The following is a 15,677-nucleotide window of genomic DNA, read 5'->3' on the forward strand; positions in this document are numbered from 1 at the left end:
TCCGTCCTCACTTCTCGATCAGTTCGGTGACGACCCGGACCACGTGTTCGATGTGCGGCTCCTCCATGATCGTCAGGTGGTCGCCCGGTACGTCGAGGACCGTGAGCTCACCGCTGGTGCGCTCGCGCCAGCCGTTGGCCGGGTCCCGGTGCATCGAGTCGATGGCGGTGTGCATGGAGTCCAGGACCTCCGGCAGCGGCTCCGAGGCGTGGATGAGGACCACGTCCTGGTCGACCACCTCCGGCCGGTAGGCGAACGCCCCGCGCCAGTTCGCCTCGTACACGTCGAACAGCCGCCGCACCAAGGCCCCCGTACTGCCCGCCGGGAGCACCCCCTCGTCCGCCGCGAGCCGGGCGATGAAGTCGAACTTCTCGTCCAGCGTCCGCAGCCCGTCGGGGATCAGCTCCAGGGGCGAGTCGCCGCCGCGCCGCAGCCACAGCAGCTCCCAGAAGAACCACCCCAGCAGCGCGTCGTCGTGGGTGCGCAGCCTGCGCCCGGGGTTGAGGGCCGTGGTGTCCAGCAGGATCAGCCTGCCGACCTCCTCGCCCGCCGCCCGCAGCTGCCGGGCGATCTCGAAGGCGACGAAGCCCCCGAAGGACCAGCCGCCGATCAGGTACGGGCCGCTGGGCTGCACCTCGCGCATCCGTGCCACGTAACTCGCGGCGATCTCCTCGACGCTGCGCAGCGGATCGCTGCCCGGGTCCACGCCGGCCGCCTGGAAGGCGTAGAACGGCCGGTCCTGCGGGAGGTACTTGGCGAACCGGACGTAGCACAGGACGTTGCCGCCCATGGGGTGGACGAAGAACAGCGGAGGCCGGTCCCCCTGCGCGCGGATGGGCACGAGCGGATCGAAGGCCGCCACCGCCCCTCCGGCGCGCAGCCGGGCCGCCAGCTCCGCCACGGTCGGCGCGGAGATGAACTCGGACAGCGGGACACCGATGCCGAAGCGCTGCTCGATCCTGACCACGAGGCGCATCGCGGTGAGCGAAGTCCCCCCGAGGTCGAAGATGTTGTCGTGCACGCTGACCTCGGGCAGCTGGAGCAGCTCGCCGAGCATGTCGGCGAGGGCGCGCTCGTACGCGTCGCGCGGGGCGGTCGCGTCGGCGGACACCGAGGCCGTCAGCCGCAGCTCGCGCAGCGCCTTGTCGTCGCGCTTGCCGCTGGGGGTGAGCGGCAGCTCCGGGAGCCACTGCACGTGCGAGGGCACCATGTAGTCGGGCAGTGCCGAACGCAGCTGCTTCATCAGCTGCTCCAGATCGGCCCGCTGCGGGTCGCCCACCAGGAACGCGGCGAGGAAGGCGTCGTTGCCCTCGCGGCGGCGGGCCACGACGGCCGCCCCCGCAAGTCCCGGATGGTCCGCGGCGAAGCGGGTGATGGCGAGCTCCACCTCCGCCGGCTCGACGCGGAAGCCCCGTACCTTGACCTGCGCGTCGGACCGCCCCAGGCACACCACGGAGCCGTCGGGCAGCACCAGGCCGAGGTCACCGGTCCGGTAGAGGCGCTCGCCGGGGGCCCCGCCCGGACGCGGCAGGAACCGCTCCGCCGTCAGCTCGGGCTGTCCGGCGTACCCGCGGGCCAGGCAGGTGCCGCCCAGGTGGATCTCGCCCTTGACGCCGACGGGCACCGGCCGCATCCGCGCGTCCAGGACGAGGACCTCCGCGCCGTCGACGGGCAGGCCGATCGGCGGCAGGGCCGGGAAGCGCAGCGGGTCGCCCGTCATGGTGTGGCTGGTGACCACATGGGACTCGGTGGGCCCGTACTGGTTCTCCAGGATCACCCCGGGCAGGGCCTTGCACAGGGCGCGTATCTCGTCCGTCACCCGCAGCTGTTCGCCCGAGGAGAGCAGCGCGCGCAGCGCGTGCGGGACGGTGTCCAGGGCCAGCGCGGTCTCCGCGAACTGCTGGAGGGCCACGTACGGGAGGTACAGGCGCTCGGCCCCCTCACGGTCCAGCAGGCGCAGCAGGGCCGGCATGTCGCGGCGCTCGTCCTCGGACACCAGCAGCAGGGTGCCGCCGCCGCAGAGCGTGGAGAAGAGTTCCTGGAAGGAGACGTCGAAGCTCAGGGGCGCGTACTGGACGGTGGTGCCGCCGACCACGCCGCTGGGGACGGAGTTCTGCCAGGCGACGAGGTTCGCCAGCGAGCGGTGGGGCATCTCCACGCCCTTGGGCAGGCCGGTGGATCCGGAGGTGAACAGCAGGTAGGCGATGGACTCCGGGTCGATCACCGGCAGCGCGCGGTCCGTGCCGGAGGCGGTGTCCGGCGCTCGCGCGGCCAGGTCTTCTCCCGTCGCCCCGGCGGTCTCCGGGAACAGCTCCTCGGCGGCCAGCACCGGGGAGGAGGCGTCGAGCTGCTCCGCGTACGCCCGGTGGGCGACCACCCGGAACGGCCGGGCCTGCTCCAGCATGGCGGCGATCCGCTCCCGCGGGTAGCCGGTGTCCAGCGGGACGGTCGCCCCGCCGGCCTTGAGGACGCCGAGGATCACGGCGACGGTCTCGGGGGAGCGGTCCATGGCGATGCCGATCCGGTCCCCGGGAGCCGCCCCGAGCGCCAGCAGGCGGTGGGCGACGCGGTCGGCGGCGGCGTCGAGCCCGGCGTAGCTCAGCCGCCGGTCGCGGAAGACCAGGGCGGTGGCCTGCGGGGTCCGGGCGGCCTGCGCCTCGAAGGCGCGCACGACGTCGGGGGCGCCCGTGGCGGCCGGACCCTGCGGCAGCGGGGCGGCGGCGTCCCCGGTCAGGAAGCCGAAGTCGGCGGCGTCCGTGGGGTGTTCGACGACCCGGTGCAGGATGTCGGTGAAGTACCGGGTGTACAGGTCGGCCTGCTCGGGCGTGAAGAGGCGTCCCTGGTAGTCCATCCGCAGCCAGATGTGGTCGTCGGCCGGTTCGGTGACGGCATTGACCAGCAGTGAGAAGTTGGTCTCCTCCCAGGTGCGGAAGTCCAGCGAACGCACCCCCGGCAGGCCGAAGACGGCGGCGAGCTGGCGGAAGTGGATGTAGTTGAAGGCGGTGTCGAGGACGGTCGCGCCGAGGTCCTCCTGGATGGCGCTGAGCGGATAGCGGCGGTGCGGGTGGCTGTCCTGCTCGGCGCGGAAGGCCGCGCGCACGACCGACAGCCAGCTGTCACCGGTGGCGTCGAGCCGGACGGGCATGGTGTTGAGGAAGAGCCCGGCGATGCGCTCGGCGCCCTCCCGGGCGGGCCGGCCGTGGGTGACCAGGCCGGTGGTCACGTCCGTGCTGCCGGAGAACAGGCGCAGCGTGAGCAGGTGCGCCGTGAACAGGACCGACTTCACCGGCAGGGTGTGGGCCCGGGAGAACTCCTTCACCGCGGCGACGAGTCCGGCCGGCAGGTCCACGCGCCGGGTGATCAGCCCCTCGCTGCCGGGCGATGCGTGCGGGCGGAAGGCGTCGAGCTGGAGCAGCTCGGCCCCCGCCAGGGTCCGCTGCCAGTGCTCCCGGGTCTGCGGGGACTCCAGGGCGCGCCGTTCGGCGAGGACGTGGTGCGCGGCCGAGGGCAGTTCCAGCTCCGGGACGGGCCCGATGTCCTGGCCCAGCGCGTGCGCGTAGTCCTGGAGGAGCTCCCGCACGAGGTTCGCGACGCTCCCGCCGTCCAGGAGGGCGTGGTGGAAGCTGAGGACCAGCTCCACCGTCCCGGGCAGGACGTGGACCCGCAGGTGGTAGAGCGGGGGACGCTCGAACTCGTACGGCCAAAAGCGCCGTTCCTCGATGTGGGCGCCGATCTCGCGCTCGGCGGACTCCGGCGCCAGTGCACGCAGGTCGGCGACGTCCAGGGCGCGTTCGACGGAGGTGTCCACGATCTGGAGCGGCTCGGAGAAGCTGCCGAGGTCGAAGGACGACCGCAGGACCGGGTGGCGGGCCACGAGCCGGTCGAAGGCGGCCGTGAAGAGCTCCGCGTCCCAGGCGAAGGAGAGGCTGTACCGGAACACGTCGCGGTAGACGGCCGAGTCCTGCTCGGCCCGGCTGTGGTAGAGCAGTCCCAGCTGGAGGCGGGTGACGGGGTAGGCGTCGGCCCGGCCTTCGAGGCGCGCCCGGTCGACCCCGGCGACGAGTGCGAAAGGCGCGGGTTCCGGATCGGCTCCCGCCGCGGCGGCGTCCGCGCGGGTCACGGCGGCCAGGGCCGCGACGGTGGGACGGCGCATCAGGTCGCTCAGATCGAAGGTGAGCCCCCGCTTCTGGGCGCGCACCAGGACCCGCAGCATCAGGATCGAGTCCCCGCCGAGGGCGAAGTAGTCGTCGTGGACACCGACGCGCGGTACGCCGAGCACCTCGGCCCAGACCTCGGCGAGCGCCGCCTCGACGGGGGTGCGCGCGGCCGTGTACGCGGTGGGGGAGTCGGGCACCGAAGGCTCGGGCAGCGCCCGGCGGTCGGCCTTGCCGTTGGGCGTCAGCGGGATCGCGGGGATCCGTACGAAGTAGGCGGGGAGCATGAACTCGGGCAGGGTGCGGGCGAGTCCGGTGCGCAGGCCGACCGGGTCGAGTTCCTCGTCGGCGACGTAGTAGGCCGCCAGGTGGGTGCCCCGGGTGGCGCTGTCGCGGTCCACGGCGAGGGCGTCGCGCACACCCGGGAGGGCGGCGAGCGCGCCCGCGACCTCGCCGAGCTCGACGCGGTTCCCGCGGATCTTGACCTGTCCGTCGATCCGGCCGAGGTACTCCAGGGAGCCGTCGGCGAGGCGGCGGGCCAGGTCGCCGGTGCGGTACATCCGGCCGCCCGGGACGAAGGGGTCCACGGTGAACTTCTCGGCCGTCAGCTCGGGCCGCTCCAGGTAGCCGCGGGCCACCTGGACACCGCCGATGCACAGTTCCCCGGGCAGGCCGACGGGCTGCGGCTCGCCGTGGGCGTCGAGGACGTACAGCCGGGTGTTGTCCACGGGCCGGCCGATGGGCACGCGGCGCACCGGCTCCCCCGGCACCACGGTGCAGTCGTGGTAGGAGACGTCCACGGTGGCCTCGGTCGGACCGTACAGGTTGACCAGGAGCGGCCCGTCACCGGCGAAGACCCGGTGGAACTGCTCGACGCGGGCGGGCGCCAGGGCCTCGCCGCTGCAGAACACGTACCGCAGGCCCGCGGCATCGGCGCGCAGCGCGGGATGGTCCTCCAGCAGGTCCAGGAAGGGCCCCAGCATGGAGGGCACGAAGTGCACGGTCGTGACGCCGTGCGCGGCGACGGCGGCGAGGAGGGTGCGCGGGTCGCGTTCGCCGCCGGGCTCCAGCAGGGCGAGCGAAGCGCCCTCGACGGCCCACCAGAACAGCTCCCACACCGACACGTCGAAGGAGACGGGCGTCTTCTGCAGGAGGACGTCGCCGGCGCCGATCGGGTACCGGGACTGCATCCAGGCCAGCCGGTTGACGACGGAGCGGTGCTCGACCATCACCCCCTTCGGGGTGCCGGTGGAACCGGAGGTGTAGATGACGTACGCCAGGTCGCGGGGCCCGGCGCCCGCCGCGGGGGCGGGCAGTTCGTCGGAGCGCAGCCCGTCGGTGGGCGCACCGTCCCTCCCGTCCCCGTCGGGTATCAGGTCCACGCGCAGGACGGGGACCCGGCCGGGGGCCAGCGGCTCCGGCGAGCCCGGACCGGTCAGGACGGCGCCCGCCCGGCTGTCGGACAGCAGGAAGGCGATCCGCTCCGCGGGGTACCCGGGGTCGACGGGCACGTACGCGGCGCCGGACTTGAGCACGCCCAGCAGGGCGGGCAGGGTGTGCGGGCCGCGTTCGAGGAGTACGGCCACGCGGTCGCCGGTCCGGATGCCGCGGGCCCGCAGGGCCCGGGCGACCTGCTCGGCGCGGGCGTCGAGAGCGGCGAAGGTGAGGGTGGCGCCGGGGTCGGTGGCGTCGGCCACGGCGACCCGGTCGGGGGTGCGGGCGGCCTGCTCCTCGAAGAGGGCGTGCAGGGTCGTGTCGTCCCGGAAGGGCACCGGGGCCCCCTGGTCCTGCCGGGTCAGCCGGTCGCGCTCGTCGGCGTCGAGGAGGGGCAGGGTGAGCGCGGGCCGCCCGGGCTCCCCGACGGCCGCCCGCAGCAGGTGCCCGAGGTGCGCGGCCACCGCCTCGACGGGACGGTCCTCGTCGAACACGTCGACGGCGTAGTCGAGGTCGACGCGCAGCGGACCGTCGTCCTCGAAGGCGTGCACCATCACGGACAGGGCGTCCTGGTGGTGCACGGGCGCGGCGATGACGCTCTCGTGCACCACGCCGGCCGGTACCGGGGGCCGGGGGAAGCGCAGGTAGGACACGGTGACGTCGAACAGCCGGCGGTCGCCCGCGACCGCGGGGGCCTCGCGCAGCACGTCGCCCAGCGCGAGCCTCGCGTGTCCGCGCAGCGCGTCCGCATCGCCGCGGATCCCGGCGGCGAGCCCGGCCAGCGAGGCCCCCTCGTCCACCCGGACGCGCAGCGGCAGGCTGTTGGCGAACTGGCCCACGGTGGAACGTTCCAGTTCGGTGCGGCGGTTGAGGAAGGGGACGCCGAGCACGACCTCCTCGGCCCGGTGCACCCGCGCGAGGTAGGAGGCGAACGCGGCGGTGAGGAAGGCGAAGGGGGAGCTCCCGCCCCGCCGCACGCGCGCGACGAGCTCGCCGTCCACGGTGAAGCTGTGCCGGCCCCGCCGCTGCGCCCCGCCCTCCGGCAGCCGCTCGGGCGTACGGGGGAACAGTGCGGGCGTCACGCCGGCCAGCGCCGCACGGTGGAAGGCGCGGTCGGCCTCCTGCTCGGCGGAACCGGCGTAGCGGGCGTCCGCCTCGGTGAAGTCGGCGTACGAGGGCGCGGGACCGGCCTCGGCCCGGGGGTCCGCCCGGGAGCCGGTCAGTTCGGCGTACCGGGCCCAGATCCCGTGGCTGATGCGGTTCAGGGCCCAGGCGTCGGCGACGATGTGGTGGACGGTGAGGTGCAGGTGGACGAGGGAGGCGCCCTCGCGGACCACGGCGGCCGAGAACAGCGGAACATCGGCCCTCAGGTCGAAAGGCTGCGCGAGGGAACGTTCCTTCAACTGCTCGACGGCCGCCGCCGGATCCTTCTCCCCGGACAGGTCGAATTCGTCCACCCATTCCTCGTCGGGCGTGCCGGAGGAATCCGCGAGCCACTGGAACGGAATTCCTTCCCACTCGCCGAAACGAAGAATTAACGCATCATTGACACGCAGTACGTGCGCCGTTGCCGCCCGCAGGGCCGGCACGTCGATCTCCCCGGACAGTCGCTCGTGCAGCATCACGTTGAACTGGGGGTCGCCCGGGGTCCGGGACTCGGCGGCCCAGATGTCGCGCTGGTAGGAGGTGAGCGGGAGGGTGCGGCGGACAGCCACGGCTTTTCCTCACTTTCGGATCTTGTCGACCGAATGAAAATCGCCAATTCGAATTCCTCCGAAATCGTATGCAGGGCACTACTCGAAGATCCACTACCGGAACGAGTGGCCCGACTACTCGTTTGAGTAGGGTCCGTTTGACCGCGATACGGCCGGTCCATTGACCGGGGGTGCCCCTTCGATGAGGATCTTGACGTCGATCGTCACGTCGATGCCCACGTCCCGTGCTCGCGCCCCGCGCCCGACGAAAGGCCGGTCCACCGCGCATGACGCTCCCCGGACTTCCCGCCGCCGACCACGAACTGAGCCCCCGCACCGGCTACGCGCGAGCGCACTGGGAGGCGGCCGCGGACGGACTGCTGCGCGCCGCCTGGCGCTGGGCCACCCCGCACGGCGCCCTCCTCGACCTGCCCGGCCGTCCCTCCGCCTCAGGGGTCCGCTCCGACGGCCTGGAGGGCTACGCCCGCACCTTCCTCGCCGCCGCCTTCCGCGTCGCGGGCGCCGACGGCAAGGACCCGGAGGGCTGGCTCGACCGGTACGCGGCCGGGCTCGCGGCAGGCACCCGCACCCCCGGCCGCACGGACGAGGAGTCCTGGCCCCTCATCCTCGACCTGCACGTCCAGGGCCAGCCGATGGTCGAATCGGCGTCCGTGGCCCTCGGGCTGCGCCTCACCCGGCCCTGGCTGTGGGACCGCCTGGACAGCGGGGACCAGGACCGCGCCGAGCACTGGCTGCGCGGCGCCCTGCGCCACCAGCCCTCCCCGAACAACTGGTACCTCTTCCCCTTCACGGTGGCAGGGTTCCTGGAGTCGGTGGGCCGCGGGGACCAGGAGACCGCCCGCGCCCGCCGAAGGGGCCTGGACCTCCTGGAGGGCTGGTACCGCGGCCAGGGCTGGTACGCCGACGGCGACGGCCGGTCCTTCGACCACTACAACGGCTGGGCCCTGCACCTGTACCCGGTGCTCGACGCCCACCTGGCCGCCGCCGAGGGCGCCGCCGCTCCGGCGGGCCCCTACGGCGCACGGCTGCGCGAACACCTGGAGAGCCTCTCGCTGCTCTTCGGCGCCGACGGCGCCCCGCTCCACTTCGGCCGCTCCCTGACCTACCGCTTCGCCGCGGCCTCGGCCGTCGGCCTCGGCGCGGTCACCGCGCACACCCCGCTCTCCCCGGGCACCTCCCGGCGGCTGCTGAGCGGAGCGCTGCGCCACTTCCTCGACCGGGGTGCCGTCGGCGCGGACGGGCTGCTCACCCCGGGCTGGTACGGGCCGCACGCGGCGACCCTCCAGGCCTACTCGGGTCCGGCCTCGCCCTACTGGGCCTCCAAGGCCTTCGTCTGCCTGCTCGCCCCGGCCGGCCATCCGCTGTGGACCGCGACGGAGGAACCGGCCCCCAGCGAGGGCCCGGACCGCGTCCTGGCCCTTCCCGCGCCGGGCTTCCTGGTGCAGAGCACGCGCGCGGACGGCATCGTACGGCTCCACAACCACGGCAGCGACCACGTGCACCCGGTGGGAGCCGAATCGGCGGCGGACGAGGACCCGCACTACGGCCGACACGCCTACTCCACCCGCACCGGCCCCACGATGCGCGAGAACACCGCCGACAACCACCTCGCCGTGGTCGTGTCAGGGGTGCGCAGCACCCGGCGCCGCATCCACCCGCTCGGCGCCGGACACGGCGAGGGATGGGGCTGGGCCGCCTCCTGGCACCGGCCCGTCTTCCCGAGCGGGCCCGCGGCCCTGCCGGGCCTGCGCGTGGAGAGCGTCACCTTGGTCCGGGGCCGCCACGAACTGCGCGCGCACCGGGTCCAAGGGGCCCCGTACGGAGCCCGCGTGGAGCAGACCGGCTGGGCCACCGGCCCCGGCGAACCCCTGCTGTCCGCGCTCCACCCGCTGCACGGCTGGGCGGAGCACGACGAGGCCAGGGCTCCCGCGGGCACCGCCTTCACGCCCTGGGCCCTCCTCCCGCGCCTTTCTGCCGCGGCGGAGGGCACCGCCCTGTACGCGGCGCTGGCCACGCTCACCGGCGAGGAGGACCCCGCCCCGCTGTCGTCCGCGGTCTCCGAAGTGACCGCGGACGAAGCCGTGCTGGAGGTGCGCTGGGCCGAAGACGGCGCGCTGACCCGGATCTCCTTCGGCCCGCCCCTCCTCGTGGAGCACCTGCCGCCTCGCTGAGCGGCGGGTGGACGGTGGCCGTCGGCTGACGGGGTCTCAGGCCAGGTAGTAGGGCCGGTTGTGGGCGGCGACCGGGGCGGACTGGTAGGTCCAGGCACCCGCCGCCGGAGCGCCGCCGACCAGCCGGGCCAGGTCCTGGCCGACCTCGCTGGTCCGGTCCTGCACGCTCAGGTGCGCCCGCTCGGCGGCCGGGCCGGCCAGGTCGTACCAGCGGTAGGGCTGGTAGACGTTCATCGGTCCGGCCAGCGCCCGGCCGTCGGCGTCGGTCCCGTACCCGGTGACGGGGGTGTTGTTCACGCTCGCGGGGACGAGCCGCCCCAGCTCGACGCCGAAGGAGAACAGTTCCGCCTCCCCCCGCTCGATGCCCCCGTCCGCCGTGAGCTCCGCCGCGCGGCAGCGGACGTTCCACGCCTCGCCCGCGGGCCCGTTGAGCGAGGGCATCTCCACCTCGAACCAGCCCGCGTACTTCGGCTCCGCGTACAGCTTGCGCCCGGCGTCGATGGCCAGGGGGTTGTCGCACAGGACGTGGATGCGGGCGATGCCCAGCAGCTTCGACTGGTCCTCCCCGCGCGCGTACTGCTCGTAGCGGAGCTCCGGGAGCCGGCCGGCCGCCGCGGTGGGATGGGCGACGACGTTGACCTCGATCTCCTGGGTGACGCCCGCGCCGGTCCGGTACTGCGCGAAGTACAGCTGATAGTTCAGCGACACCAGGCCGCGGCCGCCGAACTCCGCAGCCGTCAGGGCCGGGTGGCACTTCGCCAGCAGCTCGCGGACCGGCCCGGGGTCCACGAGGTAGTCCAGGCCGATGTTGTGGAGCGCCCCGTAGTGGAAGGGCAGCTGGTAGGGGGCTGCGACGGGAGGCAGCGGCAGGTGGGTCACGGGGAGGCTCCGGAGGTGCGGGAGGGGGACAGCGGGACGGGCCGGTCGCGGGAGGCGAGCTCCGCCTCGATCCGGCGTGCGCTGCGCAGGGCCAGGGCGGCCATGGTCAGCGTCGGGTTGGAGGTGGCCACCGACGGCATGCTGCCGCAGCCGACGGCGTACAGCCCGGGGTGGTCCCAGCAGCGCTGCCACCGGTCGACCACCGAACTGCCGGGCGAGGAGCCCATGATGTGCGTGCCGGCGCCGTGGCCCGCGCCCCGGTAGCCGTAGGCCCGGTCCTTGTGCGTGAAGCGGCCGGGCCAGGCTGCCGGGGCGAAGTCGGTGTGGTCCTCGGCCCCCAGCAGCGTGAAGAGCTGGTCGGAGACCGCCTTCGCCGCGGCGATCCCCTCCTTGACGTGGTCCGAGAGGTCGTACGTGATCACCGGCCGCGGGAGTCCGGACGCGTCGAGGTGGCCGGGGTCGAGGGTGACCCGGTTGGCGGGGTCCGCGCCCTGCTCCATCTCGAACTGCAGCGCGAACTGACGGCCGACCCGGTCGGCCACCGCCCGCCGCAGCTCGGGACCGCGCAGTCCGCGCCCGTCCGCGCCGGTGGACCGCAGCAGCTCCGCCACCTCGATGCCGACCGGACCCTTGGCCCACAGCCAGCCCCAGTTGCCGATCTCGATGCGGAAGGGGGCCCGGACGCGCCGGGCCGGACCGGCCCGGAACCCTTCGAGGCCCGAGGTGGACCCCGGACCCCGGTACGGGCCGACCTGCTCGGGCATCAGCCCCCAGGTCACCAGCACCGGATGGTCCATCAGGTTGCGGCCCACCTGGTCGCTCCGGTTGGCGAGGCCCGACAGCAGCAGGAGCCGGGCGTTCTCGACGGCATGCGCCGCCAGCACCACCACGTCGGCGCTCACCGTGCGGGTGCTCACCGGGCCCGCGGCCGGGCGGGTGAGGTACTCGACGCCCGTGGCCCGGCCGCCGGGGCCGACGAGCACCCGGCTGACCACGGCCCGGTCCACCAGCGTCACCGTCGGGCCCCACCGCGCCTGCGTCTTGAGCGGGGTGTACTTGGCGTGCGAGGGGCAGTGGGGGATGCACGTCGCGCTGCCCGCACAGCGGCTGCCGGGGTCGGGCAGGCCGTGCGCGCCGAGGGGCCGGTAGCCCGCCCCGCCGCCGTACGAGGGGTGCGGGATGCCGTTGCGGCCGTGCGGGGTGCCCACCACGCGCAGTTCCACCGGCTCGGGTCCGGCGCCCGGGTCCGTGATCCGCCGGCCGTCGAGCCGGCCCGCCACCACGGAGTCGAGGTGGCTCGGGGGGAGGGCCTGCATGGGGAAGACGTAGCCCTCGGGGAAGGGCAGGCCGACGTGGCTCCGCTGCTCCTCGACGTCGGCCGACACCCCGATCTCGTACTCGGCGGCCCGGTAGTCCGGCTCCAGGTCCTCGTAGGACAGGGGCCAGCTGCGGCCGTAGCCGAAGGCCTCGGTGTCGAAGTCCTCGGGCAGCATCCGCGGGGTCAGCCCCGTCCAGACGGTGCCGGTGCCGCCGTTGACCCGTACGTAGGCGCTGGCGTAGGGGAGCGGGCCGCGCTGGACGAAGTACCCGTCCGCGCGGTAGCCGCCGCCCTCCAGGCCGGTCAGGTCGCTGACCTCGGGCCCTGGAGCCGCTGCGTCCGCATCCGCTCCGGGGCCGCCGCCGGTCCGGGCTCCGGCCTCCAGGACCAGGACGCGGCGTCCGCCCTCGCCCAGCTGCCGGGCGACGAGGGACCCGGCGACCCCGCCACCGACGACGATCACGTCGTAGTGCACCGCCCCGGTCACCGCGTGCTCCCCGCCCGTGCGTCCACGGCGTCCGCCCCGGCCGTCGTCTGCGCGGTGGCCGGCGAGCGCGGTGCGGCGGCCGGCGCGGCCGCCGGCTCCGGCGCCACCACCGGCACCGGCTCGGCCCAGCTCCCGAATCCCCGCGGCCTGGTGCCGGGCGCGCTCACGCCGACCGCGCGCCACACCAGCCCCGCCGCGTAGGCCTCGGGCGAGACGGTGAACGCCCCGCCACCACCGGGCAGCCCCGGCCAACTGCCCGTGTACCACAGGTGGATCAGCGCCCTGGCGGCCTCGGCGTCCTCACCCTCCCCGGCCTCCAGGGGGTCGGCCGCGTCCACGAGCCGCCCGTAGGGGACGGCGCCGGCCTGCTCGCGCACGACGGCCAGGTAGGCGTGCGCCGTGCCCGCGGCGCGCAGCTCGTCGGTGGTGAAGCCGGTCAGTGCGGCCGACAGCGCGAGGAAGTCCCGCACCGCGCCGTCCTCAGCCGCGGCCGGGGACGGCGTGCCCGTCGTCGAGCCCATGCCGCTCTCCTTCCCGGGGCGCGGGGGCCGAGCGGGGGCGGCCGAGGTTGCGGGCGAGCAGCTCGGTCGACCGGGCGACGCCGATCTCGGCCCCGTCGGCGGGATCGGGCAGCCGGCCGTCCGTGGCCCGCAGCGCGGCCAGGGTCTGCTCCATGGCCCGGTGCGCCGCGAACAGACAGGGAGTGCTGTAGATCGCCGCGTCGACCCCGAGGCCGGTCAGTTCGGTGAGGGAGAAGCGCGGGGAACGGCCTCCGCCGATCTGGTTGAAGAGCAACGGCTTGTCGCCCGCCGCGTCCCGGACGAGCCTGAGCTGGGCGGTACTGCGTACGCCGTCCACCAGGACCATGTCGGCCTCGGTGGCGGCCAGTTCCTTGGTCCGCAGCAGCATCTCGGCCTCCTCCGTGGCATCGGTGCGGGCCACGACGAACAGGTCCCGTCGCGCATCGAGGACCCGGTCCAGCTTGGCGAGGTACTCCCGCAGGGGCAGGATCTGCTTGCCGTCCGCGTGTCCGCAGCGGCGGGGGCGCTGCTGGTCCTCCAGGATCACGCCCGAAGCCCCGGCGCCTTCCAGCCGCCGTACGACGTGGGCCGCGACCTCGGGGTCCCCGTAGCCGTCGTCGATGTCCACCAGCAGGTGCTGCCCGGGGAAGGCGGCACGCAGCCGCTCGGTGAAGGCCACCATGTCCGGCCAGGCGATGAACCCGACGTCGGGCAGACCGTAGAAGGAGGCCGCGAATCCGAAGCCGGAGACGAAGAAGGCGTCGTAGTGACCGGCCGCCACGGACGCCGAGTACATGTCGTACACGCCGATGAGCGGCGTCGTACCCGGCTCTGCCACGTGTCCGCGCAGCGCGCTCCCGTAGGGCCCGTCCACCGGCTCTCCTCACCTGCCGCGGACCCCGATCGGGCCCGGTTGCGGTGATCCTTACGGAGCGGGCCGGAGCAGGAACGATCCGGCCGGACAGGCCCGCGGGACTTTCACCCGGACGTGTCGCCGGAGCGCTACCAGCCGAACCGGCGGTCGACCTCCCTGGAGAACTCCTCGAAGGTCAGCACGCCGTCCCCGTCCAGGTTCGCGGCGTCGAACAGGGCCGAGGAGGCGTCGGCGTCGCCCACGCCCCAGAACGGCAGATCGCCCCGAGCGGCCAGGGTGGGGCCCTTCGACCGCAGGGCCGAGATCACTTCGGCCCTGGTCAGGGCCCCGTCCTCGTTCAGATCGAGGGCGTCGAACAGCTTGCGGGCCTTCTCGCTCATCATGCGGTCCCCTTCCGGCGGGGCCCGGCCGGCCCGTGCACCCTGTGGGCAAGAACGATGCGGAGGGCGGCCGGGTTCCCCGGACGGGGACGACGGCTACTTGAGCGCTGCGAACGCCTTCGTGAAGGCGAGCGGCTCCTGGAGCACCGAGCTGCACGTGGCGTCGGCATGGCCGGCGGCACCTCCCGGGCACTGCTTGTCCCGCGTCGCCGACCACATCGCCAACCGCCCGATCCCCTTCGCCGCCGCGAACTCCACGAGCTGCGTCGCGTCCGCGACGGTGAAGACCTCGCTCACGACGTCGTTGACGCCGATCATCGGGGTGACGGCCACGGCCTTCCAGGCCGCCGCGTCGGACAGTCCGAGGACCCCCTTGACCTGCGCCTGGGTGGCCGTCGCGGCCTGGACCGCGTACTGGCCCATGTCCCCGGCGTAGGCCGGGCCGTAGTCCATGGCCATGATGTTGACGGCGTCGACCCGGACCCCGTTCTTCTTGGCGTCGGCCAGCAGCGCCACCCCCGGCTGGGTCAGGCCCTCGGGCATGACCGGGAGCGTGAAGGCCACGTCCAGGCCGGGGTGGGACTTCTGCAGGCGGGCGATGGCCTGGGCCCGCCGGGAGTTGGCCGCGGTGTCGGGGAGGGCCGCGCCCTCGATGTCGAAGTCGACCTTGGTGAGCTTGTAGTGGTCGATGACCTTCCCGTACGCGGCGGCCAGCTCGTCGACGGTGGCGCAGTTGAGCGCCAGCTCGTGCCCGGCGGCTCCGCCGAAGGAGACCCGGACGTCCCCGCCCTTGCCGCGCAGCGCCCCGATCTGCGCGGCGACCTTGTCGCTCGCCAGGTCGGTGACCCCGCCCCACAGGGGCGCGCAGGCGCCGCCGGAGGTGATGAAGGCGAGGTGGAACTCCTTCACGCCGGTCCTGGCGGCGGTGTCGAGGAGGTCGTACGAGGGGTACAGGGAGGTGTCGACGTACGGGGCGAAGCGCGCGCCGCCCGCGGGGGAGCCACCGCCACCGCCCGGGGTGGTGGTCGCGGTCGGCGTGGGAGCCGGGGTGGCGGTCGCGGTCGGCCGGGCCGTGGGGGAGGAGCTCGCGGTCGGCGTGGGGGCCGCCGTGGCCGTGGGAGGGCTGGTGGGGCGACCGCTCGGCTGGGCCGTCGCGCCCTGGTCCACGGAGCACTTCAGCCCGTTGATGCGGCAGCCGGACGGGTCGCCGGGAGCGCCGGACCCGCTCGTCACGAAACCGACCGTGACCGAGGCTCCCGCCGCCAGTTCCTTGTTCCAGCTCGCGGGCTTCACCGTGACGCGCTGCCCGTCGACGGTGTGGGCGCCGTTCCACAGGGAGTCGATCTTCGTGCCCGCGGGCAGTTCGAACTGGAGCGTCCAGTCCGCCTGCTTCTGCCCGGTGTGGTTGGTGATCACGTACTGGCCCGTGTAACCGCCGCTCCAGGAGCTGGACTTGGTGTACACGGCGCCGACCGTGGAGGCCTGGGCGGTACCGGTGAACACGAAGGCCGCTCCTCCGATCACCGCTGCCGCCACGACCGCGCCCGTGACCTTCGCCGTACGGCTCGCCCTGCGCCGGTGACCGCCTGTGCTGCTCATCGCGTGCCTGCCTCTGTATTACTGGGGAGTTGGGGATGCGGCAGCACGCTAGCCGCCCCGAAACGGACATCCGTTCGTTTCGGGGCGGCCCGTATGAGTCTTAGGTTCCGCTTAAGGAAGCGGTAAGCGGGACCTCAGGAAGCGG

At 74.0% G+C, this 15,677-nt stretch carries 8 protein-coding genes; 1 reads left to right on the top strand and 7 read right to left on the bottom strand.

What is annotated here, in order from left to right; translation table 11 throughout:
* Positions 1-7: 7 nt before the first annotated feature.
* Positions 8-7,303 (bottom strand): amino acid adenylation domain-containing protein, encoded by a 7,296-nt coding sequence (locus IO30_RS0106050; RefSeq protein WP_031140040.1) that lies wholly within the window; start codon positions 7,301-7,303, stop codon positions 8-10.
* 266 nt (positions 7,304-7,569) lie between these two features.
* On the opposite strand from IO30_RS0106050, the gene IO30_RS0106055 reads away from it, so the two are divergent.
* Complete coding sequence (locus IO30_RS0106055) at positions 7,570-9,474, top strand: DUF2264 domain-containing protein (RefSeq protein ID WP_031140042.1); 1,905 nt, start codon at positions 7,570-7,572, stop codon at positions 9,472-9,474.
* A 36-nt stretch (positions 9,475-9,510) separates the two neighbouring features.
* Here IO30_RS0106055 and IO30_RS0106060 read toward each other — a convergent pair whose 3' ends face one another.
* The 6 genes from IO30_RS0106060 to IO30_RS0106085 form a co-directional block, all read right to left on the bottom strand.
* Positions 9,511-10,353, bottom strand: coding sequence for a hypothetical protein (locus IO30_RS0106060; RefSeq protein WP_031140044.1), 843 nt, complete (start codon positions 10,351-10,353; stop codon positions 9,511-9,513).
* Positions 10,350-12,158 (bottom strand): GMC oxidoreductase, encoded by a 1,809-nt coding sequence (locus IO30_RS0106065; protein WP_031140046.1) that lies wholly within the window; start codon positions 12,156-12,158, stop codon positions 10,350-10,352. Before IO30_RS0106065 ends, IO30_RS0106060 begins: the two co-directional genes overlap by 4 nt.
* Entirely contained in the window at positions 12,155-12,679 is a 525-nt protein-coding gene (locus IO30_RS0106070) for a hypothetical protein (protein ID WP_063768415.1), read from the bottom strand. The genes IO30_RS0106065 and IO30_RS0106070 overlap by 4 nt, the downstream gene beginning before the upstream one ends.
* The gene (locus IO30_RS0106075) at positions 12,639-13,553 is read right to left on the bottom strand and encodes an isocitrate lyase/PEP mutase family protein (protein WP_051901960.1); all 915 of its coding nucleotides are present in this window, start codon (positions 13,551-13,553) and stop codon (positions 12,639-12,641) included. The genes IO30_RS0106070 and IO30_RS0106075 overlap by 41 nt, the downstream gene beginning before the upstream one ends.
* A 128-nt stretch (positions 13,554-13,681) precedes the next feature.
* Complete coding sequence (locus tag IO30_RS0106080) at positions 13,682-13,933, bottom strand: EF-hand domain-containing protein (RefSeq protein ID WP_031140051.1); 252 nt, start codon at positions 13,931-13,933, stop codon at positions 13,682-13,684.
* Between the two features lie 96 nt (positions 13,934-14,029).
* Complete coding sequence (locus IO30_RS0106085) at positions 14,030-15,532, bottom strand: glycoside hydrolase family 18 protein (RefSeq protein WP_031140053.1); 1,503 nt, start codon at positions 15,530-15,532, stop codon at positions 14,030-14,032.
* Positions 15,533-15,677 lie beyond the last annotated feature (145 nt).

This window comes from Streptomyces xanthophaeus (assembly GCF_000725805.1).
GTDB lineage: Bacteria > Actinomycetota > Actinomycetes > Streptomycetales > Streptomycetaceae > Streptomyces > Streptomyces xanthophaeus.